This window comes from Variovorax sp. KBS0712 (assembly GCF_006323185.2).
In the GTDB taxonomy this organism is placed as follows: domain Bacteria; phylum Pseudomonadota; class Gammaproteobacteria; order Burkholderiales; family Burkholderiaceae_C; genus Variovorax; species Variovorax boronicumulans.
Window position 1 is genome coordinate 452,530 of sequence record NZ_VCCD02000001.1, and the last position, 25,907, is coordinate 478,436.

Sequence of the window (25,907 nt, forward strand, 5' to 3'; positions counted from 1 at the left end):
GCCTCACTTCTGCGCGCGCGGCGCGCCGACGCGCAGCGGGGCGACGACTTTCTCCTGCCATCGCCGCGAAAGACCACGCCGGGGCGAAGCGCCTTCCGCCCGCACGGTGTGACCGGACGCATGCGCGCAGTAGTCCAGGGCCTGGCGAAGTGCCGTGTCCACCCGGCGCAAAGAGATGCAATGCCGGTCCGCCACGTCCTGGCGGGTCATCTCCTCGATCTGCAGTGCCACGAGCACCGAACGATGCCGGTGCGAAAGCCGCTGCATCGCCTGCTCGACGGCCTCCACGGCCGAACGCGCCTCGGCGATGGCATCGGGGCCGGGCGCGTGATCGGCCAGGAGATCGAGGGCCGTATCCCATTCGCCCACGTACTGCCAGGACCGGTCGCTGCGCAGGCGGTCCATGGCCAGGTTGCGCGCCGTTCGATAGACATAGGCCCCGGGACTGCGCACGGGCTCCGATGCCGTCATCTCGCCCAGGCGCAGCCAGGCGTCGTGCAAGCACTCGCTGGCCTGGTCGGAACAGCCGAGATCGCGGGCCAAGCGGCGATGCAGGTACGTGTAGTTCGCCGTCAGGAACGCCCGCAGCACGACGCCGGTCGGCTCGCCGTGACCCGCGAATGGCCCTTGAAAACAAGGACCGGGATCGAACTCAGCCGCGGACATCGTCTTACTTGCCGGCATGGCGCAACCTGCTCTTCTCGGCGTCGGTCAGCAGCGACATCACCGATGCGTCGAACTGATTGCCGTGCCCAAAGACCTGCACGGGGTTGGCAGGGTCGTACCGAGGCGCAGCGCCCGCTTGCGCGCCGGGGCGTGGCGGCGACGATGCGCCCGCACCGCCCGACGGCAGGCTGTCGTTGCCGAAGCCCAGCACCCGCACCGTGAAGACCGAGGGCAGGTTCTGCCGTGCCGCGGCCCGCTCCTGGCGCATGGACTCCTGCGCCGCCATGGCCGCCGCTGACGCCGCCGCGCTGGCGGTGGTCAGTGCCCCGATGTTCACCGCGGCCACCACGGGCAGCCCGGTCGTTTCGCCCTTGACCTGGATGTTGTCGGCGTTGCGCACCTGCAGCGCGGCAATGTTGAGGTTGCTGGCGACCCGGATGCCGGCATCGCCCGCATCGATGGTGCCCCGGGGCGCGACCAGGTCCACGTCGCCTTCGCCCACGGTGCCGATGCCGGCGCCGCTCATGTCGCGCTTTTCCTCCACGGTGATGTTGCCGTCCACGTCCGACGTGACTTCTGGCGCCTGCGGGATGCGCACGGTCTTGGCGCCGCGGCCGGCGTCGATGTCGCCCTGGCTGGACCACAACACCTGGTCGCTGCCCAGCGGCTCGGCCTGCGAGACGAAGGACAGGATGCGCGAACGGTTCACGATGATGTCCCGGTCGGTGAACACATTGACCTGCCCGGGCGAGGCCAGCGTCACCAGGCCGTATCCGTCCGGCACCACCGCGCCCAGCCCCGCCACCTGCAGGCCGCCGCCGGGGGTGAAGACGTTGATGTCGCCGCCCTGGTGGGTGCGCGCCGCCATCCGGGTCGCGGCGATGCTGCCCACGCCGGACCAGCTGCTGCGCCAGTTGTCCGGCAGGTCCGCGGCGTAGCGCACGGGCTGGCCTTCGGCCGTCGCACCGCGGAACAGCGTGTCGATGGCCGCGGAGCCGCGGCGGTAGCCGCCGTTGATCGGGCCGTTCTGCCCGTCGCCCCCGTTCTGGTCGCGCCCTCCTTCGCGCAGTTCGTAGACAAAGACCTGGCGCAGGAACTGCTCGCGCACCAGGGGCGGCAGTTGCCGGTATTGCTCCCACGCCTGCTGCGGGCTCAGCTTGCCGTCCGCAGTGCCGGTGAGGCTGGCGACCTTGTCGGCACCGAGCATGCCTTCCACGAAGGACACCAGGCCCCGGCGCGCCAACTTGGCCAGGTCGCCGCGGTTTTCCACCCCGTCGCTCAGGTACAGCGGCGCCACCGTCCCGTCCGCCAGGGTGGTCTTCAGGTACTGCGGCATGGCGGCCACGTTGGCCGGGTTCAGGTAGGCCGACTCGAAGGCGTCGTAGCGGGCGGCCTTGTTCATGCCGGCCATCAGGGTGATGCCGGCGCCCTCGGCGGGCAGGGCCTTGATGACGTTCGATTCTTCGCCGAGCGGCGTTGCCGACACGTAGTCCCAATAGCGATTGGCATTGGTGTACAGCGACAGGTTGTTGCCCTGGATGTCGCGCCCGGCCAGCAGCAGCAGGGATCCCGGCCCTTGCAGCGCGGTGCGGCTGCCCCTGTCGTAGTAGTAGGCCGCCGCGTCGCCGCTGTATCGCGCATAGCGGTGCGACAGGAGCCTGTTGGCGACAGCCAGGATGTCGTTGCCCGCCGCCAGCATGGTGGTGTCGGTGGGGCGCAGGTTGCGCGCGCTGAGCTCGAAGTTGCGGATGTCGGTGCCGGCCTGCACGTGCACCGATTCCGACGCGATCAGATTCAGGTCGCTGATGGAACCGGTCGCCGCGTACAAGCGGCTGGGCGTGAAGTCATGCACCTGCATCGGCAGCACATCGGGGTTGTCGAACAGCTCCATGCCATTGAGGCTGTTGGTCAGGAACGTGTTCGTCACCGAGAAGCCGCCATAGACCGACTTCAGCGGCGCGCCGAACGCCGATGCCCCGCCCAGCGTGATCGTGAAACCCATCCACGGCCGGAATATCGACGGCCACTTGTCCAGCGTGGTCTGGGTCATGACGATGGCACCCGTGTTCTGCAGGCTGCTGCCGCGCAGGAAGCGCAGGTCTTTCGCGGCCAGCAAAGACAGGTCGCTGCTGTTCGCCGGCGCCATCGCCAGCAGGCCCGCGACGTCGATGTTGCCGCCCAGGGCCGACACGCTGACCTTGGCCGGGTACAGGCCCACCATGTCCGTCTGGAGCTTGGTGTCCGTCATGCCGCTCACCAGCCTGGTGGTGTTCTCCGTGTCATTTCCTGCCACGAATTCCGACTGGTTGACCAGGCGCACGTTGCCGCCGGTGGACACCAGGCTGACGGCGCTGCGCTCTGTCTGACTGCTCATGAACATCGCATGGCTGGACGCGCCGCTGGTGTCCCGGTCGGCCTGGTCGACGTAGGCACGGCGTATCTGCATCGGGTCGATCACGGTCTGCAGGACCAGGTCGCCCAGCGTCTGCAGCTTGAGCGTGGCGTCCGACAGCGCCAGCACGGGCGCGATGTCGTAGGAATAGGCGGTGTTGGGCCAGCTGCTCGAGATGCCGGTCAGGGCATAGCCGGAGGCGCTTGCGCCGGCTTCGATCTCGCCGGCGCCGCGGCCCACGTAGTACTGGCCGGCCTTCAGGGTGCCGCCCGCCGCCACCTGCAGCTGCCCGCCGTTGCGGGTCACCGTGGAGGCCGCGGCATCGCCAGCGGAACGCCCGCCCGTCACGCGCATGGTGCTGGGCAAGGCCACCACCAGGTTCACCAGGTCGCCGCCCGCCGACAGCTTCACGTTGCCGCCGCCCAGCGCGCCCAGGCCCTGCTGGAAGCTGGCGTGGTTCACCCACCAGCTCGGTTGCTGGCCCCGGGCGGACATGACCGGCGCCCAGCTCTCGCCCATGTTGTACGCGTCGTAGTAGCCGGTGGGACTGCTGAGATCTCCGCCATAGCGGCCCTGGCGGAACAGCCATTCGGTCAGGATCTGGTCCGAACGCGCGCCCTGCGCGGTGGGCGCACGCACGCTGCCCTGGACCGCGACATCCACGTGGCCACCTGCGGTGCCGTACTGGGCATCGACGCTGGCGGTGTCGAAGCCGCCGCCCAAGGTGGGATCGGCCTCGGCCCGGCCTGCGGTGTACAGCGCGGACTCCTTGTGCGCCAGCACGAGGTCGCGCCCGGCGCGTACCGTCAGGTCGCCGCTGCCGGTGCGCACCAGCTTGCCGGCGCCCGACTCGGTGCCGGCCGTGCCCACGCGGATCGTGCCGGTGTCGGCTGCAAGCGCGCCCGATGGCCGCGTGGCCAGTGCATCGACCGACCCCAGGTCCGCGCCCGCCACCAGGCGCAGGTTCCACGACGCGGCCTGCTGCAGCCGCGCCGCCCGGCCCGCGCCGTTGTCGCGGCCCGCCACGTCGAAGCCGTCGCTCAGATGGCCGTCGATGTTCAGGTTGCCGCCGGCGCGCAGCGTGAGCGTGCCTTCGCGGTGCGCCGCACCGAAGCTGTCGAACAGGTTCCAGTCGCGGCCCAGCGTCAGGTCGCCCGGGCTGGTGATCTCGATGCCCGCCGCCAAGGTGTAGGCGGCGGCGTTGCCACCCAGCCTCGCCAGGATGCCGGTGTGGCCTGCAAAGGCATTGGCCTCGGCGATCGCCTGCGGGGCCACGGATTCCACTGTGCCATCCGTGCTCGCATGGCGGCGCACGCCTTCGAGCACCGCGGAGCGCGCGCCCTGCACGGCGGCGTTCAGCGCCGTGACGTTCAGGCCGTCGTTGCCTGCGGTGCGCTGCGCCCGCAATCGCAGCTTGCCGCCTTCGCCGCCGCTCAGGTCCAGCGTGCCGCCGGCCAGGTGCAGTTGGCCGTCGACCGCTTCCAGGTCGATGCGGCTGCTGCCCAGGCCATCGATGGCGTCGGTGGCATGGGCCGCCAGCACCGCGCCAGGCTGCATCGTCAGCCCTGCCCCACCGACCAGGCGGATGCTGCCGCCGTAGGCCGCGTTGGCCTCGACGCGCGCCGTGCCGTCGACAGAGATCACGCCGCGGTCGGTGATGACTTCGAAGTCGGCCACGCGCGTGGTGCCCGCGATCGTGAGGTCGCCCTGGCGGACGCGGAACTGCCGCGAGCGGCTGAAGCCCGCATCGTTGAGCGTTCGCGCCAGCGCGCCGAAATCGTCCAGCCGATCGATGGCCAGCGCAAAGTTGCCACCGTTGCCGCCGGCACCGGCCTGCGCTTGCACAGTGCCACCGAAGTGGACCCGTCCGCCGGCCGATGCATCCACCGTCAGGCGGCCGGCGTCGCCACCGCGCGGATGGGCGGACAGGTCCAGCAGGCTGCCCGGGGCCAGGTCGATCAGGCCGCCCCGCGTCGCCAGGCTGATCTGGCCCGCGTCCACGTACTGGGCCGCGTCGAAGAAGACTTTTTCCAGGCCCCCCGCGTGCAGGCGGCCCGACTCTGCAACCGTGAGGTTGCCCGTGCCGGCATCGACCGCAATGCTGCCGCCCAGCGCGAGCACCGGCAGCGCCACGGTCACGCCCTGGCCCGACAGGCTCAGGCGCGCGCCCAGGCTGGCGCGGCCCAGTGACGCCATCTCTTGCGCATCCAGCTGCGCGTCCTGCTGCAACACCAGTTGGCCCTGCGCTCGCAGGGCCTGGTCGGCGCCGGACACCCCTTGCAGCACCGGCGTGCGCAGCGTCAGCGCCGCCGCACCGGCGTCCAGGCTCCCGGTGCCTTCGCCGGCGATGCGCCGGCTGGCCGACAGCAGCACCTGGTCGAAGCCGGACATCGTCTTGTCGCCCGCGCCCAGCACCAGCTCGCCGGCCGACAGTTCCAGGCGACCACTGCCTGTGCCCGCGCTGCCGAGCGACGCGCCCGTGTTCTGCAGCGTCAGGTGGGAGGCCTGCACCTGCACGGCATCGGCGCCATGGCCCCGCAAGGCTGCGGCGTCAAACACCACCTGCGCCAGGCCGCGCATGTCCAGCGAGCGATAGAAGTCCAGGCTGCCGTAGCTGTGCAGCGTCAATGACTGCGCGCGCGACAACTGCGCCAGAGCGTCGGTGTCCAGCACCAGGCCGCCGCTGCCGCCGCCGATGCCGATGCGGCTCGCGGCCACCGACAAGGCCTTGCCCGACAGCTGCGCGCCGGCGGCCATCTCGGTGTTGTTGGTGGCGTCGAGCAGCAGCGCCTCGCCGCCCTGCAGCAGCGCGCCGGCGCCGATGCGCACCTGGCCGCCGACGGTGGTGTCCACGTTCTCGCGCAGCGCCCGCACGGCCTGGCCGCTGCTCACGCGCACCAGCGCACCCCAGTCTTTGGAGGGTGTGACGATGTGGTCGTCGCTGGTGTCGTTGGGCGTGTTGTTGTCGCTCCACACGGCCGCCACCTGCGGCTTGAGCACCAGGTTCGCCTCGTCGCCCGACGCGGCGCCGTGCGCGCGCAGCACGCTGCCCGACTCGATCGACACCGCATTCGCCGCGGCCAGGATCACCTCCGGGCCGCTCAACGCGGTGCCTGCCGTGTTGCGCAGCACCACGTCGCTGGCGGCCACGTCCACCTGCAGGCCGCGCACATTGCCCGTGCGCGTGCCGCCCACCAGCAGGCTGCCCGCGCCGAAGCGCGTCAGGCTGCCGGCGTCCACGACCAGGTAGCCGTCGGCGCGCAGGTCGCTGCTGTCCTGTCCCGCGCCGACGATGGCGATCTTGGCGGCGGCAATGTCCACCAGGCTGCCGCGACCGCCCGCATCGGGTTGCGCGCGCAGCTCGCCGTCCAGCGTCAGGGCGCGGTCGGCCTTGAACACCACGGCGCCGCCATCGCGGGCCAGGCGCGGGGTCACGACGTCCTGCCCTGTCAGGCGGTATTGCGTCAGCTTGAACGCATCCGACGAGAAGAAGGCGTTGCCCCGCGCTTCGTTGTATTCACTGACCTTGCGCACCAGGCTGGCGGGCAGCACGCGCCAGCCCGAGGCCGTGGCATCGCGCGCGCCGCTGACCGTGTTCTGTTCCCGCCCGGCCACGATCGTCGAGCCGTCGCGCAGGCTCACCACCTCGCCACGGGACGCGGCCCATGCCGGCAAGGCCTGGCCCGTGCTCTGCACCGCAAAGGCGCCGGGCAGCAGCGCATAGCGTGCCGGCAGCAGCGTGTACCAGCCGGCGCCCAGGCCGCCGCCCGCCAGCCAGACCTTCTGGCCCGCCGCACCGCCCGCCACGGGCGACAGTCCCTGGTAACCCGGCAGCACGGCGTACATGCCGGGCAGCGTCAGCACGTCGTGCGAGCCGCCCGAGCCGGGCACGTGCTCCCACGCATGCAGATCGCCGCCGCCCGCGATGTCCACCACCGCGCCCGCGGCCATGGCCACATCGGGCGCTTGCAGGAGCACGCGCTTTTCCGGCAGGGACGACAGATAGCGGTTTTCGTCGAGGGAATTGGCATCGCCGGCATTGGCACGATTGCGGCCCTGCGGGTTGGCCGGGTCCAGCCAGTATTCGGCGTTGCGCAAGCTGCCGTAGAGCACGTCCAGGCCCGCACCGGACACCGAGGTCAGGCTGTTCGTGCCCAGCGTCAGGCGCTCGCTCGCATTCAGCGCGATCTGCCCGAAGGGCGCGCGCAGCACGCCGTCCTGCTCGATGACGGGCGCGTTCAGCGTCAGGCTGCCGCCGGCCGACAGAGGCGCCGCGGCGCTCCCGTTGCCGCGCACGGTGATGGACCGGTCCGAGTTGATTCGCGCCGTGACGGCGGTGGCCGGATAGACCTGCGCGGCCTTGATCTCCAGCGCGCCACCCACGTCGAGCGTGGCCCGCAGCTGCGGGTCGTCGTAGTCGGTGCCGCCTTCGCTGTAGGCCCCCGCCACGAAGCGCAGGTCGCCGGTGTCCAGCACCGTGCGTTCGAAGCCGCGCAGCTTGACGTCGACGGGCGACGCGGACTCGCCCTTCGCACCCCTGCCTGCGATGTCGATGGCCTGGCTGGCCGACAGGATCAGTTCGCCCGCATTGCGGGCCGTGGCGCCGACCGCACCGACCGCGCCCACCGCACCTGTCAGTGGATTCAGTTGCAGATGGTGGGCATGCAAGCGCACCACGCCGCCCAGCCCGTCGCTCTGGATGACCGGGGCGGTGATGCCCAGGCGACCGGCGACGCTCAGGTCGACGCCACCGGCCAGCTGCACGCCCACCTGCGTGGAACGCAGGTCGACCGCCGACAAGCCCGTGTCCTGCAGCGCCTTCGCCGACACGTGCAGGGTGCCGTCCGAGGTGGCGATGTTGCCGATATTGATCTTGTGGCTCAGCGCCGTTCCGGTGCCGCTCCAGAAATACTTGTTGAGCAGTTCGACCACCCGCTTGTCGATGCTCGCGTCGTGCTCCCACGGCGCCCTGTCGGCACCCGGCCCCGCGGCAAGCGCCGCGCCCGCGTCGAGGACGAGCCCCTTGCTGCTGGACACCGACGTCGGCAGCGTGGTGTTGATCGCGGTGCGCATGGCGCTGCTCATCTTGACGTCGCCGGCGTACTCGTCGCGCACGTCGAGGTTGCCGCTGGTGCCGATGATCCGCGCGTACTTTTCGCCGTTGAAGGTGTACGTGCCGGTGGGGCTCTTGTAGTAGAGGAAGGAGCCGATGTCCGGCGCCACCAGGTCCCCGGACGCACGCCCGGCCGCGCTGGTGTCCGTGATGGACAACGAGCCGCCCGCCGCCTGGGCATTGCCGCCGTGGGCGCGCAGCCTGGCATTCATCGCGCCGCCGGCCGCGGCCTCCATCACGACCGTGCCGCCGTCGCTGCCCAGTTCCTGTTCCACGCGCCGCAGGGCGCCGAGCGCGCCCGTGCCGCGGTCCCAATACGCCACCGTGCCCCGCGCGCCCGACACGTCGATCAGCGCACCGGCCTGCGCGTCCAGCGTGCCGGCGCTCAGCGTGACCGTGCCGCCCGGCAGCACCTTGCCCTGGGGCAGGCGCATGGCCGGGTCGTGGAAGATTTGCGCCACGCCGGGCAGCAGCAACTCGGCCCCGTCGGCCAGCGTCAGGGTGTTCTTGGCGCGGATGTTCAGCGTCCCGGCCGGCGCCTGCAGGCGGCCCGCCACCCGCACGGAGGCCTGTCCAGACCCGTCCGCGTCCAGCGAGATCGTGCCGCCGGTTTCTGTCTGGATGCTGGCGTTCGCGTCGATGCGGATGCCGCCACCGGTCGCGCCGGTCGCCAGCGACAGGCCGCCGGGCGCGCGCGCGGCGCGGTGCTGTTCGCTCAGTTCGTCCAGTGCCTTGGGGGCCAGCACATCGCCCAATGCGCTGCCGCTGGGCAGCGTGCGCAGCGTCGATACCGCGGCGGGCATGTCCCAACTCGTGGGCTGGATGTGCACCTGTGCGCCTTCCGCGACCACGACGTCCCCGCCGAGCGAACGGATGCCGATCGTGCCGAAGCCGCGCTCGGCATACAGGGTCTGCGGCAGGTGCAACGGCTTTGCTGCGCCCGATGCCTTCCCGCCCGTGGCGTCGGCCGCAGACGCGGCGCCGCCCACCTGCACGTCGCCGATCGCCGTGAGGGTGAGCCGGGACGCATCGCCCCCCGCCCAGCCGCGCAGGTCCAGCGTCTCGAGCGCCGTGTTGTCGAACGCCGTCAGGCTGATGGCCCCGCCGTTGCCCGCCTTCACTTTGCCGGCCTTGCCGCCCGCCGTGGCACCGGACAGCCAGCCGCCGCCGGACACGTCCAGCGCCGCGCCGGCGGCCACCTCCACATTGCCGTACACCGTGCCCAGGCCCTCTTTCATCGGGGTCCCCAGTGCAATCGAGCCGCCGTGGATGGCGCGGCCCAGCGTGACGCCTTGGCCGGTGTCGTTGACCCACTGGCCCGCGACGCTCAGCAGGCTGTTCGCACCCAGGCGCAGCACGCTGTCCGCCTTGCCGCCGGCGCTCAGCGCAATGGAGCCGCCCGGGGCGATGAGCTTGCCCTGGATGTCGAAGTTGCCGGGGATGCCCTGGCCGTCGTAGACCGCGGCCGTGAAGCGCGCCCCCGGCTGCAGATTCACCACCGCGTTGTCTTCCAGCACGAAGCCGGTGTTGAGGTTCAACTCGATGGCGCCCAGGCCCGAATGGCTCAACCCTGCGGCGGACAGCCAGGTGGTGCGGCCCACGCCCGCGCCAGCGCCGGGAGATTGCCCTTCCAGCTCGGTCAGGAAGGCGTCCTTGCCCAGCGGGCTGTCGATGCTGAAACCCGCCGGCAGCAACGCGGGCTTGTCGCTGATGACGACCTGGCCCAGGGTCCACATGCCCTCCTGCGCCCGGTTGGAACCCACCGTGAGGCGGCCGGCCCGAGGCAGCTCGGCCACTTCCTGCACCCGGTCGCCGGGCTGCACCGAGCCCCTGAACTCGCCCTCCAGGATGAAGGCGCTGCCGGCACGGATGTCGATCGAACCGGCATTGCGGCCTTCCTCGTAGCCCGGCTCCCAGCGCCGCCCCGACAGCATCGGATTGACGTAGGTCTGCGTGACGCCCCAGCGCGCATGCGCGTGCAGGTACTGGCCGGCGATCCCCGTGTAGGTCATGTCCGCCGGCGCGGACGACATGGTGTAGGTGCGCCCGTCCGCGCCGCGCAGCAGGGTTTCCGTGTTCCAGCCGTCGCTGTAGCGCACCGAGCCGCCGGACACATCCAGGATGGAGCCCGGCCGCGTGATCACCGAGCCATTGGACTGGATGGTGATGTCGCCGCCTCGCGCCGCCAGCTCGGACAGGCCGACCAGGCCGTTGCCCACCCAGCCCGTCACGTCCGCCAGCGGGGTGCCGACCCAGACGCCCTTGAGCGCCTTGCCGGACTCGTCGGTGACCCATTCGACGCCCGCCATCAGCCCCTTGAAGGCACCCGACCGGCGTCGATCCACGATGACCTTCCGGCCGTACAGCCAGGTGTTCGCCTGCAGGTGGGAGTCGCGCAGTTCGTTGATGCGCAGTTCGGCCTCGACGAAGTTGCTGGCCATGTCCACCGGCATCTGCATCAGTCCCGCGGTACTGACGGTGGCGTGCTCACCGATGAGGATGCGGCTGCCGTCGCCCACCTGGGTGTTGCGCTGCAGGGCCGCCGGGTTGGCCTGGGCCTGGATGTCGATGTGGCCTGCAGCGGCGGTGACCTGCGCACGGGTCTGCACGTCGATCGTCTTGCCGTAGAGCTCGATGCGCCCGGGCTGGTAGCGGTTGGCCAGCGATCCGCTTTCGATCCGCGTGGTGTCCTGCCAGTCGTTGACGACCTGGGTGATGCTGTCCGGCCCCAGGGTCAGCGTGCCGCCCGACCAGGCCGTCAGGCGCGGGACGTCGGCCGCCAGGTTGATGTCGATGTTGTGCACGCCCTGGCCCCAGGCGCGCAGGCGGATGGAGCCCGTGCGGTTGTTCAGCGCGGTGCTGGCTTGCAGGATGCCGCCTTGATTAATCTCGCGCGACACCATGGTGATGTCGCCGTGATCGGCCTGGATGATGCCGGTGTTGTGCACGCTGTAGCCGACCTGGGCCGCGCGCTGCTCCATCAGCGGCAGGATGTCGGACACGATGCGCCCGATGAGATAGGGCTGGAAGGCGGGCGCCGTCTGCGGGTTGATCAGGAACTTGGCCGGAAAGAGCCAGGGCCGCACCGACGAGGTGACGGCATCGAAGCCGCGCACGGTGGGGCTGATCTCCTTGGCTTCCAGCCACACGTTCTCGCCGGCGCCCAGCAGCGTCTGGCCGCTCGGCGTGCGGATGCTGCCCGCGTTGCTGACCTTGGGCGCGAACATCAGCACGTGACCCCCCTGGCCCGTGATCTGCGCACCGGCCAGCACCTTGACGTCGCCCGGCGGCTTGCCCGGATCGAAGGCCGGGCCCATGTCGGCGAACTGCACGTTCGAATCGGCCGGCATCTGCTTGGAGTTCTCGCCGAAGGTGGGAATGCCGACGCCCACTTCGAGGCCGCTCCAGTAACCGGGGTCGCCCGCTTTCGCGCCCAGGCGCGTGTTGAGACCGGCCTTGAACTGTTCGTCGCTGAGCTTCAGGCTGGAGGCGACCAGGTTGCGCACGTTGACCTGGCTGCTGCCGGTGAACAGGATGCCGTTGCGATTGATGAGGTAGACGCTGCCCTCGGCCTCGATGCGGCCGGCGATCTGGCTGGGTCGGCCGCTGGGGTCGTTGATGCGGTTGAGCGCGATCCACTCGTTGGCGCCGGTCTTGGCGTGGGTGCCTGCACGCTGGTCGAACTTCACCGTCGTGTTCTTGCCGACGTTGAAGGTCTCCCAGTTCAGGATGGCCTTGTCGGCGGTCTGCTCGATGGTGACCGTGGTCCTGCCGTTGGCTGCGGACTGCACGGGGTCCCTGGCGTTGAGCCAGCCGGCGGTCAGCGAGTTCGTGTCGACCTTCAGGCCGCCTTCGGTCAGGCCGTCCGGCGCGGATTCACCGCTGGCCAGCGCCTCGGCCCGCTTCTGTGTCTGCTGTGCCTGCTGCGCGGCGATTGCGCGCGCGGCCAGGTTCAGGTTGGTGATGGACGTCTGCAGCTGCTGGCTCGCCGCGGACGATGGCTGCGTCGGGTGGATCAGGCTGGACGCCGGCGCGCCGTTCGGCAGCTTGCCCGTGGCGATCGCGCCCGCCTGCGCCGCGCCCTTGTCGGCGAACCACGCCGGACTGAACGCCCGCTGGGCGTGCGCGCTGCCGAGGACCCCACCGGCAGCCAGCGCCACCGCGATGGCCCGCGCGAGGGGCGCCATCCTGAAAACCTGCTGCGCCGCGCGCGCCGGTCGATTCTTTTCGTTGCACCCACTGATGGTCATTTCTCGTTCCCGCCGAAGTAAAGCCTGTGCCGAAGGGGCTGCGCGCGTCGCGCAGGCCAGCCCCGTTCAAGAAGCCCCTGCGATGGCGATCGAAAGCCAACGCGACAGGAGCCGTCAGTTTCTTGACGGGACGGAAACGTCGAATTCCAGAAGAATATTTTTGGGTTCGTTGTGGGCGCGCGCGTGCTGCTGCGGCCTTGGTCCGGAAAGTCCTTGCAGATCAACGGCGAGGGCGCGCTGCACCTCGGCAAAGTCACGAAAGCTTCACAGTGGCTGCGCACGCCAACCATGGGAAGCCGTGACATCGAGACAGGGTCACCACCCAACCCCGAGGTCCACCTCTAGCTCAGGACCAGCACGCCGGCGGGGAGCGACCGGGCGTTCAAGCCGAAGGAACGCTGCATCTGGAGCAAGGCCAGGTCGAGACGGTCGAGCCTGAAGGTCGCGGTGACCGTTTTCCCCCGCAGCGAATCCACCATCAGGACCACACGCCCGGGGCGATAGCGATTGATCTCGTCCAGCACCACCGACAAGGGCGCCTGCTTGAACACGAGCTCACCGCGCCGCCAGGCCGAAGCCACCTCGGGGTCTGCGGCGGCGATGCCGCTGATCGAGTGATCGCGGTAGACCGCTTGCTGGCGTGCCAGCAGCACACGGTCGCCCGCCGGGTGCTCGATGCGCACGCGCCCCGCCAGACAGGTCACGCACACACGCCCTTCCAGGCGGCTGATCTCGAAGCGCGCCGACTCGCCAATGCTGCGTCCGGCGCCGGCCACGACGCTGAAGGTGCGTGCACTGGGCAGCATCTCGATCGCCGCTTCGCCGTTCAGCAACTCCAGCCCCTCGGCCTGGTCGTCCGAGGCCACCCGGCGGATGCTGGTGCGGGTGTTCAAGGTCACGCCGATCTGATCGGACCACGCGATCGCACGCTGCTCGCCGGCGGCCGTGCGCCAGTCCGCACGCCATTCATTGGCCGCGGGCCACAACCCCAGGGGCGAATAGACCGCCACCCCTGCGACACCCGCCGCGGCGGCTGCGCCCGCCACGCCCAGGAAGGCCCGGCGGCTCGCCGCGGGCTTGCACAGGGTCTCGCGGTGAAGGCTCGCCGCTTCGGCGTCGGTGCGCACCAGCCTGTTCAGCGCGGGTTGAAGCACGCGCCACTGCTGCCGGGCCTCGATGAACGCCGCCTGATGCAAGGGACTCGCGTCGCGCCAGCGCCGGAACGCCTGCGCCTCCCACTGCGTGGCGGCGCCCGAATGCAGCTTGCGCACCCACGCGCGCGCGTCTTCGCGCAGCGTCTCGGGAAGCGTCGGTGGTGAAGGGTGCGTCGTCATGTCGGTTTCAGGGGCCCCGTACTTGGTAGACGGTTGCCGACACCGCAATCCGCAAACTATTTCTTCGTGCCGTCATGAAGACCTGCCAGGGCGCGGCTCCAGCCGCGAGAACAGAAGATCCTGTGCGGCCTTCAGTTCGTACTCGACGGTCCGCACAGGAATGCCAAGCCGCGTGGCCACGTCCCGCTGGGACCAGCCCTCCAGTCGAACCAGCAGCAGGATTTCGCGGCGGCGCGGCGGCAGGCGCGACAGCAGGCCGTCCAGCGCCTCCAGCTGCGAACGGGCTTCGGCGACCTCGGCGGGACCGGGCGCCGGGTCCGGCAGCTCGTTCATCAGCAGCTCGATGTCGTCGGACAGCAGGACCTGGCTCTGTGCGCGCCGGACGTCGATGGCCAGGTTGACCGCCATGCGCAGCAGGTACGCCTGGGGCGTGGCAATGGGGCCGGCCATGGGCTGGCTGCGCTCCAGCTTCAGCCAGGTTTCGTGCAGGGCGTCTTCCGCCAGTTCGCGATTGCCCAGCCGCACGGCCAGGCGTTGCCTGAGCTGCTCGTAGCGTTGCACCAGGAAGCTGCGCAGCAGCGGGATGACGTTCTCCGTCATGCGTCAGTGCACCGTGGCACAGCGGGGCCCGGGCAACACGTCGTGCGGGAGGATGGCCAGCGTGAGCGGCAGCGCCAGGTCCGCCGGCGGGGGATGGTCCATCTTCAGAAGGGCCAAGGCCGCGAGCATGGCGGCGTCCCGCGCAGGGTCTCCCGAAGACGACACCAGGCGGGCCTGGCTGATGCGGCCCGACGCGGTCACCTGCAGTTGCAGGATCGCGCGGTAGTGGCCGGGGGCCGTACGCAGATCGGCGCACAGCGCGTCCCAGACACGGGCCTGGACCAGGGCGTCGTACCCGCGTGGCGAACCGCCGGTCGATGCCACCCCGGGCACCGCTGCGACGCGCTTCAGGATGAAGGCACCGGAAAGCTGCGTGTCCACGTCATCCGCGGAGAAACCCGTGCCGGCCAGCAAGGCCCGCAAGGCGGCATGCGGCGTATGGCGCCCGCGCACCGGGGCGGACGTTCGCCCCGCCACCCACTCGTCGATGAACATCACCGATCGCCCCGACACCGCGGCGTACTGCGCCAGGGCAGCCGCCAAGGGCTGCGCCGGCAGGTCGAAGTCGAGCATCTGCGCTTCGGACGACGCGCGGGTGGCGGCATCTGCCGACTGCACGTCGGCGCCCGCGGCCGCGGCCTTCGCTGTCGATCCCCAGGCGATGCAGACGCACACTGCCGTGCACGTGAGGCCACAGACAAAGGCTCGCACGAGCCTGTCGTCCCTGCCCCGGCCCAAGCCCCGTCCAACCACTCGCCCACGACCACCATGCGCTGAAGTCAACAAGGAAGAAGTGGATCGTGTCAGCAAGCTTGTGGGCAGTATTTCAACTCCTGCAAGCATCACATCGGCGAATGACGACCGCGTGACGACCGGCATGGCCGGGCGCGCCGCGGCGGGGCGCGGGCAGCGCCCTCTTGCGTGACCGGTCCTGCTAGCGCCCCGGCGTCAGCTGGATTCGTTCCACCGTTTCTTTCTCGACCGCGCCACGGCTGTAGACCAGCGGCACGTACTTGCCTTCGAGCCACAGCGGCGCCAGGTCGCGGTAGTTCGGGCTGTCGGGGTTGCCCGACTGGCCCGGCGTGTTGATGACGCGCGAGGCGTCCCAGTTGCCCACGTCGAGCACCATGCGGAACGACGCGCCCGAGGTCAGCTTGTAGTCGTTCGCGCGGTAGGTGGCCGCCATCGGCGTGAACGACGAGCCGGACATCGGCCAGTCGCCCACCTCGAGCTTCTTGCGCGTGGCCGCATCGACCACGCCGCCCAGCGGATGCCGGAACTCGGCGCGGTGCAAGGCGCCCCACTTCCACGCCGCCGGGTCGGGCCCGAGCTTGGCAGACAGCTCCTGCATCGCGGCGGGCAAGGTCGTGAGCAGCAAGGCGTCGCGCTGCGCGTTGCTCACCCAGCCGGACGGGTTCTCCAGCAGCAGCACCATGCGCGTGTTGTCGCCGGGCGCGGCCAGCGCGGCGGCGGCATCGCCCGCCCCCGCCTTGAGCACGGCCTGGCGCAGGAACTTGCTGCTCCACACCTCGTACAGCGCGGCGGCCGCGCTGTCGCGGTCCATGGCGCCGTCCCAGCCTTGCAGCAAGCGCAGCGCCGCCGCGGTCTGGGCGTCGTCGCTGCGCTGGCCGGCCAAGAGCTTCAGCACGCGCTGCGCCGGCGTCGCGACGATGTCGTTCTGCATGCGCTCCGAATCTTCGATGGTGAAGCGCGAACCCGCCGCCACCTTGGCCGCGAACAGTTCCTTGAGCCGACGCGCGCGGGCCGCATCGCTCCACTCGTAGCCCACGCCCTTCTTCGCGGCGGGATGGTCGGGCGGGATGTTGTTCTCGTTGGCCGTGACCACGTAGCCGCGCACGGGGTTGAACTCCGAGGGCAGCTCGTCGCCGTTGCGAAAGCCCGACCACTCATAGCGGCCGTCGCCCGGCACGGGCAGGAGGCCGTCCCAGTTCGGACGGATCGGCGTGAGGCCGCCCGGAATCCAGCCGACGTTGCCGCTGCTGTCGGCATACACCTGGTTCTCGCCCGGCGCGCCCCAGCGGTTCATGGCGGCGCGGAACTGGTCCCAGTTGCGCGCGCGCATGTAGTCCATCGAACCGAAGTACGGTGCCATGCCGGGCTCCAGCCAGGCGGCGCGCAAGGCGAATGCGCGGCGCTTGCCGGGCTCCGCGACCAGCACCGGGCCGTGGCGCGTGAAGGTGTTGACCACCTCGCGCGGCGCGGCCTCGCCCTTGACCGCGATGCGTTCGGTGACGCGCGTCATCGGCTCCCAGCGGCCCTGGTAGCGGTACTCCTCGGGGTTGGCCGGGTTCAGTTCGTACACGTACAGGTCTTCCTGGTCCATGTAGAAGCGCGTGAGGCCGAAGGCGATGGTGCCGTTGTGGCCGATCGACAGGCCCGGCAGGAAGGGCTCGCCGGCGCCGATGGCGTCCATGCCGGGCGCGCTCAGGTGCGTCATGTAGCGCAGGCTCGGCGCGCCGTGCGCGCGGTGCGGGTCGTTGGCCAGGATGGGTCGGCCCGTGGACGTGAGCTTCGGCGCGATGACCCAGTTGTTGCTGCCGTAGGCGGCCGTGGGATCACCCTGCGCCGCCTCGTCCTGCTCGGCCTTCGCGGCGATCGCCTCCGCACTGCCCGGCAGCAGCGCGACCGGCGCGGAAGACGCGCCCGCGTTCATGCCCACGCGCGTGTTCTCCTTGGTGAAGCGCGGCGCATCGGTCGCCCGCAGGTAGGCCGCGCGCAGCTCCGCCACCGGAAGGCTGCAGGGATCGAAGCCCTCGGGCACCTTCGGCGTGACCGGCGGATCGAGCTCGCGGCGCAGCCAGTCGGCCTTGGCGCCCGGCGCGCCGGCGCAGAACGCGCGTGCGCGGTCGACCTCCGACGTGAAGTTCAGCGTGAGCCCGTGGTGCCGGATGCGCACCACGTCCTCGGGCGACCACGTGGCCGGCTGGTAGCCCAGCAGCGCGAACTCGGTGGGCAGCAGCGCGGGCTGCGCGCGCACCTGCGCCACGTAGGCATTGACGCCGGCCGTGAAGGCCTCGGCCACGCGCTTGGCGTCGGAGCCGTAGGCCAGCCACTCGCGGTACATGTCGCCGCGGTAGAGCACGGCGCGCGCAGCGCGGTCGCTCTCGACCCAGGCGGGGCCGAAGTCCTTCGCCATCTCGCCCAGGCCGCGCTTGCGCCACAGGTCCATCTGCCAGAGCCGGTCGCGCGCGGCGATGAAGCCCTGCGCCACGAAGGCGTCGTAGAGCGTGCCCGCGTAAAGGTGCGGCACGCCCCAGCGGTCGACCAGCACTTCGGCGGGCTTCTCGAGGCCCGGCACCGCGAAGGATGAGGAGGGACGCGTGGGCGTGTTCACGCCCGGGGCATTGGACGCACACCCTGCGAGGGCGAGGACCGCCAGCGACACGGCGCCCAGGGAAAGCCGATGGTTCATTCTCTTCATGCAGTTCGTCTCCGGTCTTGTTGTGGATTGGCAGCGGGCAGTATCCCGATTTCCGTCACCCGCCGGGTTACAAGGCATGACTTGTAGACTGGCGCGCTATGCAGCCCACCACCCCTTCAACCTCCTCCTGCGACAGCTGGCTCGCCGGCGCGATCCGCCGCATCGAAGCCGACTACCAGCGCAGCGCCGACACGCACCTCATTCCGCTGCCGCTGCCCGCGCTGGCCGCGCACGGCATCGACCTGTACCTGAAGGACGAATCGACGCACCCCACCGGCAGCCTCAAGCACCGGCTCGCGCGCTCGCTGTTCCTGTACGCGCTGTGCAACGGCTGGGTGCGCGAAGGCACGACCATCGTCGAAGCGTCGAGTGGCTCCACCGCCGTGAGCGAGGCCTACTTCGCGCGGCTGCTGGGCCTGCCCTTCATCGCCGTGATGCCGCGCAGCACCTCGCCCGAGAAGGTCGCGCAGATCGCCTTCTACGGCGCGAGCTGCCACTTCGTCGACCACGCCGCGCAGGTGTACGACGAGGCCCGCGCACTGGCCGAGCGCACCGGCGGCCACTACATGGACCAGTTCACCTACGCCGAACGCGCGACCGACTGGCGCGGCAACAACAACATCGCCGAGAGCATGTTCCAGCAGATGGCGCGCGAGCGGCATCCGGTGCCCGCGTGGATCGTGGTGGGCGCCGGCACCGGCGGCACCAGCGCCACCATCGGGCGCTACCTGCGTTTTCGCTGCCACGACACGCAGGTGTGCGTGGCCGACCCCGAGGGCTCGGTGTTCTCGGCCTACCACCGCAGCGGCGACGCCACGCTCACGGCGCCCGGCTCGCGCATCGAAGGCATCGGCCGCCCGCGCGTGGAGCCCAGCTTCGTGCGCACGCTGGTCGACCGCATGCTCGAGGTGCCCAACCTCGACTCGGTGGCGGCCATGCATGCGCTGTCGGCGCTGCTGGGGCGCAAGGTCGGCCCGTCGACCGGCACCAACTTCGTCGGCATGCTGGCCGTGGCGCACGAGATGCGCGCGGCCGGCCAGCAGGGCTCGATCCTTTCGCTGCTGTGCGACGCGGGCGAACGCTACCTGCCGAGCTACCACGACGCCGACTGGGTGCGCAACGCCTTCGGCGACATCGCGCCCGCGCAGCAACGCATCGACGCGCTGGTGGCGGGTTGATGGCCATGCGCCCGCCCCGTGGCCTCATCGCGCGGCGGCAGCTGTTGCTGCTGGCCGCGCTGGCCGCCTCGGGCGCGCCGCATGCCGCCTGGGCCCTGCCCGCGAAGGCGCTGCAGTTTCCACGCGACTTCGGCAGCCACCCCGAGTTGCGCACCGAGTGGTGGTACATCACCGGCCACGGCCAGACCGCCACGGGGCGCGCGTTCGGTTTCCAGGTGACCTTCTTCCGCTCGCGCGTCGATGCCACGCAGGCCATGCGCTCGGCCTTCGCCGCCAAGCAGCTGGTGTTCGCGCACGCCGCCGTCACCGACCTCGAAGGCCGCGTGCTGCGGCACGACCAGCGCATCGCACGCGCGGGCTTCGACGTGGCCTCGGCCAGCGAGACCGACACCGACGTGCGGCTGCGCGACTGGTCGCTGGTGCGCGACGCCGGCAGCGGCGCCTACACCGCGCGCATCCCCGCCGGCGAATTCACGCTCGACCTGCGCTTCGCGCCGTCGCAGCCGGTGCTGCTGCAGGGCCGCGAAGGCCTGTCGCGCAAGGGCCCCGACCCCGAGCAGGCGAGCTATTACTACAGCGAGCCGCAGCTGCAGGCGCAGGGCCGCCTCACTTTGCAGGGCCAGGCACCGTTCGAGATCGCCGGCACCGCCTGGCTCGACCACGAATGGAGCGAGGCGCTGATGCACCCCGAGGCCGTGGGCTGGGACTGGATCGGCATGAACCTCGACGACGGCAGCGCGCTCACCGCCTTCCACCTGCGCCGCCGCGACGGCAGCGCGCTGTGGTCGGGCGGCTCGTTCCGCCCGCGCGGTGGCGCGGCGCGCATCTTCCAACCCGGCGAGGTGAGCTTCGAGGCGCTGCGCAGCTGGACCAGCCCGCGCACGCGCGCGAGCTACCCGACGCACTGGCGCATCGACACGCCCGCGGGCCGCTTCGAGGTGCAGGCCCTGCTCGACGACCAGGAACTGGACAGCCGCGGCTCCACGGGCGGCGTGTACTGGGAAGGGTTGAGCGAGCTGCGCGATGTGCAGCAAGGCCGGCGCGTGGGGCGCGGGTACCTCGAGATGACGGGCTACGCGGCGCCGCTGCGGCTGTGAGCCGACGCACAGCGCGATGGGCTACTTCACGCCCTGGCTCAGCGCCTGCGCCGTGTTGCGCGACAGCGCGCGGACGTGGTCGTCGATCGCCGAAGCGACGGGCGCAAATTCGGTGCTGCTCAACCGCTTGAGGTCGCGCGGTTCCTGGAAATCCTTGAGCTGCCGCACCCGTTGTCGCTGCTGGGCGAGCATCGGCTCGTAGGCCGCGAGGTTCAGCGGCGGGTCCATGACGAAGACCTTGGCTTCGATCGCGGGCACCGCGTAGTACCGCGTCGACCCCAGCATGCTGCGCGTGAAGAGGCCCGAGTTCTGCATGACGCTCTCGCCACAGGGCCCACCAGTGCACTCCATGCGCGCCTGCGTTCGCGTCGCCTCGACGAGGACCACCGCGGCAATCTGGTCGTCCTTCAGCTTGCGGGTCGCCCACGCCTGCGCAGGATTCGCGATCCATCGATCGTGCTTGAAGACGGCCAGCGCGTTGACGGAGGTCGTGGCAAAGCTCGTCAGGCGGACCACCTGGAAGCCGGCCTTTTCGAGCTCCGACGTGAAGGCCTCGTAGACCTTGGCCGTGGGATTCCAGGGGAACGGGTACGTGGTCGAGAAGTTGTTGAAGACGGTCGTGCCCACGTGCATGTGTTCCGCGGATGCGGTGGGGATGCGCACCAGCAGGCCGACTTTCGCGCCCTTCACGAGCTGGCCGCCGTTCGGCGGCAACGGCGGCGGGGTCATGCACCCTGTCAGCGCGAGCGCCACGAAAAGTGCGAGCAGCCGTCTGCGCATGGGGGTCTCCTCCATCTTCTTGTCGGTATGGGCCTGTGCGGCCGGGTGCGGATGATTGTGCCGAGCGCTGCATGCGGCGTCGCCACGGGAACCGGTGGTTTTGGACAGCGTCGGCTTGTCAGTGCCGATGAGGGCCGCACCTCACGCGGAGACCGTCACCCCATTGCGCGCCAGCACCGCCAGCAGCTTCGGAATGTCGGGCGCCGGCCCGACCGGAATCTCGCGGTCGATGGCGGTGAACATCTGCGCGGCCATCGCGTCCTGCCCCGTGATCTCGAGCATCTGGCCGCCGCCCTTGCCGTAGTGAAAGCCGTGCACCGTGCCGCGCGGCACGTGCACCAGCGTGCCGGGCTGGCACCGATGCGCCTGGCCGTCGCAGAGGAACTCGACCTCGCCGCCGAGCACGTAGAACGACTCGTCCCAGTCGTGGCTGTGCGGTGGCGGGCCCGTGCCTTCGTCGCCGCGCTGGAAGGTGACGCCGTAGCTTTGCGTCGAGGCATTCGACGCCAGCACCGTCACCTGCGTGCCGAGCACGTTCAAGGGCGTTTCGCGCCGCTCGGGCGTGAGGACAAAGTACGGAAGAAGGGCCATGGCCGGCTCCTCGAAGTGGGAGCCGGATTCTGCGCCCCGTGCACGGGGGGCACAAGCGGTGGCGCCGCAGGGAGGGTAACCCCCCCGCTGTCACGCCACCGGCGTCGCTACTTCGCGCGGCGGCGCTCGATGAAGGCGATGATCTCGCCCATGATGCCCTTGCGGAAGGCCAGCACGCAGATCACGAAGATCAGGCCCGTGACCATGGTGACCGACTCGCCCAGCGTGTTGAACCAGTCGACGGTCGTGATGCGCGCCAGGAAGTTGCCGAGTTCGCCGATCTTGTTCTCGAGCAGCACGACCACCGCCGAGCCCACGATGGGACCCGACAGCGTGCCCAGGCCGCCCACCAGCGTCATCAGGATGACCTGGCCCGAGGCGGTCCAGTGCACGTCGGACAGCGTGGCAAAGCCCAGCACCAGCGTCTTGAGCGAGCCGGCCAGGCCCGACAGCGCGGCCGAGATCACGAAGGCCAGCAGCTTGAAGCGGCTCACGTCGTAGCCCAGCGACAGCGCGCGCGGCTCGTTTTCCTTGATGCCCTTGAGCACCTGCCCGAACGGCGAGTGGATGGTGCGCACGATCAGCAGGAAGGCCGCGACCACGATCACCAGCGCCACGTAGTACATGGTGAGGTCGTTGGACAGGTCGACGATGCCGAAGAGCTTGCCGCGCGGCACGCCCTGCAGGCCGTCTTCACCACCCGTGAACTTGGCCTGCAGCGCGACGAAGAACATCATCTGCGCGAGCGCCAGCGTGATCATCGCGAAGTAGATGCCCTGGCGGCGGATGGCCAGCACGCCGAACAGCCAGCCCAGCAAGGCGCCGGTGAGCGTGCCCGCAATGAGGCCCAGCTCGGGCGTGAGGCCCCAGACCTTGATCGCATGGCCCGCCACGTACGCGGAGCCGCCCAGGAAGGCCGCGTGGCCGAAGGACAGCAGGCCGGTGTAGCCCAGCAGCAGGTTGAAGGCCGCGGCGAACAGCGCGAAGCACATGAGCTTCATCACGAACACCGGGTAGGCGCCGAAGAACGGCGCGAGCACCAGGGCGACCAGCAGCAGCGCGTAGACGACGGTGGAGATTTTTTTCATGTTCATGCCGCTCGCCTTATTTCTCTTTGCCGAACAGGCCGGCGGGGCGGATGAGCAGCACGATGACCATGATCACGAACACAACCGTCGAAGAAGCCTCGGGATAGAAAACCTTGGTGAGCCCTTCGATCACGCCCAGGCCCAGGCCCGTGAGGATGGCGCCCATGATGGAGCCCATGCCGCCGATCACGACCACCGCGAACACCACGATGATGAGGTTCTGCCCCATCAGCGGCGACACCTGCATCACCGGTGCGGCCAGCACGCCGGCGAAGGCGGCGAGCGCACAGCCGAAGGCGTAGGTCAGCGTGATCATCAGCGGCACGTTGACGCCGAAGGCTTCCACCAGGCGCGGGTTCTCGGTGCCGGCGCGCAGGTAGGCGCCCAGGCGCGTCTTCTCGATCACGTACCAGGTCGCAAAGCAGATCACGAGCGACGCCACGACCACCCAGGCGCGGTAGTTGGGCAGCACCATGAAGCCCAGGTCGGTGGCACTGGACAGCAGCTCGGGCGCATCGTAGGGCAGCCCCGACACGCCGTAGACCGAGCGGAACACGCCTTCGATCAGCAACGTGAGGCCCAGCGTGAGCAGCAGGCCGTAGAGGTGGTCGAGCTTGTAGATCCAGCGCAGCAGCAATCGTTCGATGACCACGCCGAACAGGCCGATGAGGACCGGCGCGGCGATCAGCATCACCCAGTAGTTGACGCCCAGGTACTCCATCGCCATCCAGGTGAGGACGGCCCCGAGCATGAACAGCGCGCCGTGCGCGAAGTTGATGACGTTGAGCAAACCGAAGATCACCGCCAGCCCGAGGCTCAGGATGGCGTAGAACGAGCCGTTGACCAGCCCCAGAAGGAGCTGGCTCAACAAGGCGGGAAGGGAAATGTTCATAAGCGTTTCAACGAACCCGGGCGCCGCAAGGGCGCCCGCGGGAGGTCACTTCCAGAGGGCGCAGCGGCTTTCGGCCTTGGTCGTGAAGACTTCTTCGCCCTTCAACTTCTGGACCACCTTGTAGTAGTCCCACGGCTGCTTGGATTCGGCCGGCGACTTGACCTGCACCAGGTACATGTCGTGCACGAAGCGGCCGTCGGCGCGGATGCTGCCCTTGGCGTAGAAGTCGTCGATGGGCGTGGACTTGAGCGTGGCCATGACCTTGTCGGCATCGACCGTCTTGGCGGCCTGCACGGCCTTCAGGTAGGTCATGGTGGCCGAGTAGTCGGCGGCCTGGATGTCGGTGGGCATGCGCTTGGTCTTCTCGAAGAAGCGCTTGCCGAAGGCGCGCGTCTTGTCGTCCAGGTTCCAGTCCCAGCTGGTGGTGAGCAGCAGGCCTTCGGTGTTCTTCAGGCCCAGGCTGTGCACGTCGGTCACGAACACCAGCAGGCCCACCATCTTCATGCTCTTGGTGATGCCGAACTCTTTCGCGGCCTTGATGCTGTTGATGGTGTCGCCGCCGGCATTGGCCAGCGCCAGCACCTGCGCCTTGGAGTTCTGCGCCTGCAGCAGGAAGGACGAGAAGTCGGAGGTGTTGAGCGGCGCCTTCACCGAGCCCAGCACGGTGCCGCCCTTTTCCTTCACGACCTTGGTCGCGTCGGCTTCGAGGGCCTGGCCGAAGGCGTAGTCGGCGGTCAGGAAGTACCAGCTCTTGTCGCCACGGCCGATCACGGCCGCGCCGGTGCCCTTGGCGAGCGCGACGGTGTCGTAGGCGTAGTGCACGGTGTAGGGCGAGCACTGCTCGTTGGTGAGCGCCGAGCTGCCCGCGCCGTTCACGACGAAGACGCGCTTCTTCTCCTGCGCCACCTTGGCCATGGCCAGGGCCGTGCCGGAGCTGGTGCCGCCGAACAGCATGGTCAGGCCCTGCGTGTCGATCCACTCGCGCGCCTTGGAGGCGGCGATGTCGGCCTTGTTCTGGTGGTCGGCCGTGAGCAGCTCGATGGGCATGCCGTTGACCTTGCCGCCGAAGTCGTCGATGGCCATCTGGATCGCCAGCGCGCCGTTCTTGCCTTCGACGTCGGCGTACAGGCTCGACATGTCGGTGACGAAGCCGATCTTGACCTTGTCCTGTGCCTGGGCGGCACCGGCGGCCAGCGCGGCGGCGGCGAAAACGGCGGAGAGAGCGAATGTGGTGGTCTTCATGGATGTTGTTCCTGTGGGGTGTTCGGTGGTGTCACTTCCAGAGCGTGCACTTGGACTCGGCCTTGGTGGTGAACACCGTGTCGCCGGGCAGTTTCTTCACGAGCTTGTAGTAGTCCCACGGCGTCTTCGATTCGGCGGGCGACTTGACCTGCATCAGGTACATGTCGTGCACGTAGCGGCCGTCGGGGCGGATCTGGCCGGTGCCGAAGAAGTCGTTGAGCTTCATCTTCTTGAGCTCGGCCATGACCTTGTCGGCATCGTCGGTCTTGGCGGCGTCCACGGCCTTGAGGTAGGTCATGGTGGCCGAGTAGTCGGCGGCCTGGATCTCGGTGGGCATGCGCTTGGTCTTGTCGAAGAAGCGCTTGGCGAACTTGCGGGTCTCGTCGTTCAGGTCCCAGTACCAGCTGGTGGTGAACTGCAGGCCCTCGGTGTTCTTCAGGCCCAGGCTGTGCACGTCGCTCAAAAAGATCAGCAGGCCGGCCAGCTTCATCGACTTGCCGATGCCGAACTCCTTGGCAGCCTTGATGCTGTTGACGGTATCGCCGCCTGCATTGGCCAGGCCCAGGATCTGGGCCTTGGAGTTCTGCGCCTGCAGCAGGAACGACGAGAAGTCGGACGCGTTGAGCGGGTGGCGCACCGCGCCGACGATCGTGCCGCCCTTGGCCTTCACGACGGTGGAGGTGTCGGCTTCGAGCGCGTGGCCGAAGGCGTAGTCTGCCGTCAGGAAGAACCAGGTCTTGCCGCCGCCGTCGACCACCGCGGCGCCGGTGCCCTTGGCGAGCGCGACGGTGTCGTAGGCGTAGTGCACGGTGTAGGGCGAGCACTGTTCGTTGGTGAGCGCCGAGGAGGCCGCGCCGTTGTTGAAATACACGCGCTTCTTCTCGGCCGCGACCTTGGCCAGCGCCAGGCCCACGCCCGAGTTGGTGCCGCCGAAGACCATGCTCAGGCCTTGGGTGTCGATCCACTCGCGCGCCTTCGAGGCGGCGATGTCGGGCTTGTTCTGGTGGTCGACCGTGAGCAGCTCGACCGGCTTGCCGGCCGCCTTGCCGCCGAAGTCGTCGATGGCCATCTGGATCGCCAGCGCGCCGTTCTTGCCTTCGAGGTCGGCGTACAGGCTGGACATGTCGGTGATGAAGCCGATCTTGACCTTGTCCTGGCCTTGCGCCTGGGCGGACGCTGCGAGCGCCAATGCGCTGAAAGCCAGGGCGAAAGCGGTGAGCTGATTTTTCATGGATGTCTCCA

General features: G+C 69.6%; 14 protein-coding genes. 2 read left to right on the forward strand and 12 right to left on the reverse strand.

Annotated features, from left to right (window positions below; translation table 11 throughout):
* Positions 1 to 3 precede the first annotated feature (3 nt).
* From FFI97_RS02035 to FFI97_RS02060, 6 genes are all read right to left on the reverse strand, one after another.
* Positions 4 to 684, reverse strand: coding sequence for an RNA polymerase sigma factor (locus FFI97_RS02035; RefSeq protein WP_139702791.1), 681 nt, complete (start codon positions 682 to 684; stop codon positions 4 to 6).
* Positions 671 to 12,358, reverse strand: a complete 11,688-nt coding sequence (locus FFI97_RS02040; protein WP_185993543.1) for a filamentous hemagglutinin family protein — start codon at positions 12,356 to 12,358, stop codon at positions 671 to 673. Before FFI97_RS02040 ends, FFI97_RS02035 begins: the two co-directional genes overlap by 14 nt.
* A 404-nt stretch (positions 12,359 to 12,762) precedes the next feature.
* Entirely contained in the window at positions 12,763 to 13,755 is a 993-nt protein-coding gene (locus tag FFI97_RS02045; protein ID WP_139702793.1) for a FecR family protein, read from the reverse strand.
* Between the two features lie 72 nt (positions 13,756 to 13,827).
* The gene (locus FFI97_RS02050; protein WP_139702794.1) at positions 13,828 to 14,355 is read right to left on the reverse strand and encodes an RNA polymerase sigma factor; all 528 of its coding nucleotides are present in this window, start codon (positions 14,353 to 14,355) and stop codon (positions 13,828 to 13,830) included.
* A gap of 3 nt (positions 14,356 to 14,358) precedes the next feature.
* Complete coding sequence (locus FFI97_RS02055) at positions 14,359 to 14,928, reverse strand: STN domain-containing protein (RefSeq protein ID WP_185993544.1); 570 nt, start codon at positions 14,926 to 14,928, stop codon at positions 14,359 to 14,361.
* Between the two features lie 361 nt (positions 14,929 to 15,289).
* A complete protein-coding gene (locus FFI97_RS02060) occupies positions 15,290 to 17,797 on the reverse strand; it encodes a penicillin acylase family protein (protein WP_139702796.1) in 2,508 nt (835 codons plus the stop codon).
* Positions 17,798 to 17,895: 98 nt separating this feature from the next.
* On the opposite strand from FFI97_RS02060, the gene FFI97_RS02065 reads away from it, so the two are divergent.
* On the forward strand, positions 17,896 to 18,975 hold the full coding sequence (locus FFI97_RS02065; protein ID WP_070063094.1) for a PLP-dependent cysteine synthase family protein: 1,080 nt from the start codon (positions 17,896 to 17,898) through the stop codon (positions 18,973 to 18,975).
* Between the two features lie 5 nt (positions 18,976 to 18,980).
* Complete coding sequence (locus FFI97_RS02070; protein ID WP_139702797.1) at positions 18,981 to 20,072, forward strand: lipocalin-like domain-containing protein; 1,092 nt, start codon at positions 18,981 to 18,983, stop codon at positions 20,070 to 20,072.
* 21 nt (positions 20,073 to 20,093) lie between these two features.
* Here the strand turns inward: FFI97_RS02070 and FFI97_RS02075 are convergent, their stop codons facing one another.
* The 6 genes from FFI97_RS02075 to FFI97_RS02100 all read right to left on the reverse strand — a co-directional run bounded on the left by FFI97_RS02075 (position 20,094) and on the right by FFI97_RS02100 (position 25,896).
* Entirely contained in the window at positions 20,094 to 20,852 is a 759-nt protein-coding gene (locus FFI97_RS02075; RefSeq protein WP_139702848.1) for a hypothetical protein, read from the reverse strand.
* Positions 20,853 to 20,993: 141 nt separating this feature from the next.
* Complete coding sequence (locus tag FFI97_RS02080) at positions 20,994 to 21,443, reverse strand: cupin domain-containing protein (RefSeq protein ID WP_062474067.1); 450 nt, start codon at positions 21,441 to 21,443, stop codon at positions 20,994 to 20,996.
* Between the two features lie 107 nt (positions 21,444 to 21,550).
* Positions 21,551 to 22,537 (reverse strand): branched-chain amino acid ABC transporter permease, encoded by a 987-nt coding sequence (locus FFI97_RS02085; protein WP_174254353.1) that lies wholly within the window; start codon positions 22,535 to 22,537, stop codon positions 21,551 to 21,553.
* A 10-nt stretch (positions 22,538 to 22,547) separates the two neighbouring features.
* Positions 22,548 to 23,423: a branched-chain amino acid ABC transporter permease gene (locus FFI97_RS02090; protein ID WP_062474069.1), complete on the reverse strand. Its 876-nt coding sequence runs from the start codon at positions 23,421 to 23,423 to the stop codon at positions 22,548 to 22,550.
* Positions 23,424 to 23,468: 45 nt separating this feature from the next.
* Positions 23,469 to 24,665 carry an ABC transporter substrate-binding protein gene (locus tag FFI97_RS02095; protein ID WP_062474071.1) on the reverse strand — a complete coding sequence of 399 codons (1,197 nt, stop codon included), beginning with the start codon at positions 24,663 to 24,665 and terminating at the stop codon, positions 23,469 to 23,471.
* A 31-nt stretch (positions 24,666 to 24,696) separates the two neighbouring features.
* Positions 24,697 to 25,896, reverse strand: a complete 1,200-nt coding sequence (locus tag FFI97_RS02100; RefSeq protein ID WP_095949065.1) for an ABC transporter substrate-binding protein — start codon at positions 25,894 to 25,896, stop codon at positions 24,697 to 24,699.
* Positions 25,897 to 25,907: the final 11 nt, after the last annotated feature.

Excerpts from the sequence above, each read along its gene's own strand:
- FFI97_RS02045 (WP_139702793.1), bottom strand. The coding sequence starts at position 13,755 with ATGACGACGCACCCTTCACCACCGACGCTTCCCGAGACGCTGCGCGAA.
- FFI97_RS02085 (WP_174254353.1), bottom strand. The coding sequence starts at position 22,537 with ATGAACATGAAAAAAATCTCCACCGTCGTCTACGCGCTGCTGCTGGTC.
- FFI97_RS02070 (WP_139702797.1), top strand. The coding sequence starts at position 18,981 with ATGCGCCCGCCCCGTGGCCTCATCGCGCGGCGGCAGCTGTTGCTGCTG.
- FFI97_RS02040 (WP_185993543.1), bottom strand. The coding sequence starts at position 12,358 with ATGGCGCCCCTCGCGCGGGCCATCGCGGTGGCGCTGGCTGCCGGTGGG.
- FFI97_RS02050 (WP_139702794.1), bottom strand. The coding sequence starts at position 14,355 with ATGACGGAGAACGTCATCCCGCTGCTGCGCAGCTTCCTGGTGCAACGC.
- FFI97_RS02060 (WP_139702796.1), bottom strand. The coding sequence starts at position 17,797 with ATGAAGAGAATGAACCATCGGCTTTCCCTGGGCGCCGTGTCGCTGGCG.
- FFI97_RS02035 (WP_139702791.1), bottom strand. The coding sequence starts at position 684 with ATGCCGGCAAGTAAGACGATGTCCGCGGCTGAGTTCGATCCCGGTCCT.
- FFI97_RS02080 (WP_062474067.1), bottom strand. The coding sequence starts at position 21,443 with ATGGCCCTTCTTCCGTACTTTGTCCTCACGCCCGAGCGGCGCGAAACG.
- FFI97_RS02065 (WP_070063094.1), top strand. The coding sequence starts at position 17,896 with ATGCAGCCCACCACCCCTTCAACCTCCTCCTGCGACAGCTGGCTCGCC.
- FFI97_RS02095 (WP_062474071.1), bottom strand. The coding sequence starts at position 24,665 with ATGAAGACCACCACATTCGCTCTCTCCGCCGTTTTCGCCGCCGCCGCG.
- FFI97_RS02075 (WP_139702848.1), bottom strand. The coding sequence starts at position 20,852 with ATGCGCAGACGGCTGCTCGCACTTTTCGTGGCGCTCGCGCTGACAGGG.
- FFI97_RS02090 (WP_062474069.1), bottom strand. The coding sequence starts at position 23,423 with ATGAACATTTCCCTTCCCGCCTTGTTGAGCCAGCTCCTTCTGGGGCTG.
- FFI97_RS02055 (WP_185993544.1), bottom strand. The coding sequence starts at position 14,928 with ATGCTCGACTTCGACCTGCCGGCGCAGCCCTTGGCGGCTGCCCTGGCG.
- FFI97_RS02100 (WP_095949065.1), bottom strand. The coding sequence starts at position 25,896 with ATGAAAAATCAGCTCACCGCTTTCGCCCTGGCTTTCAGCGCATTGGCG.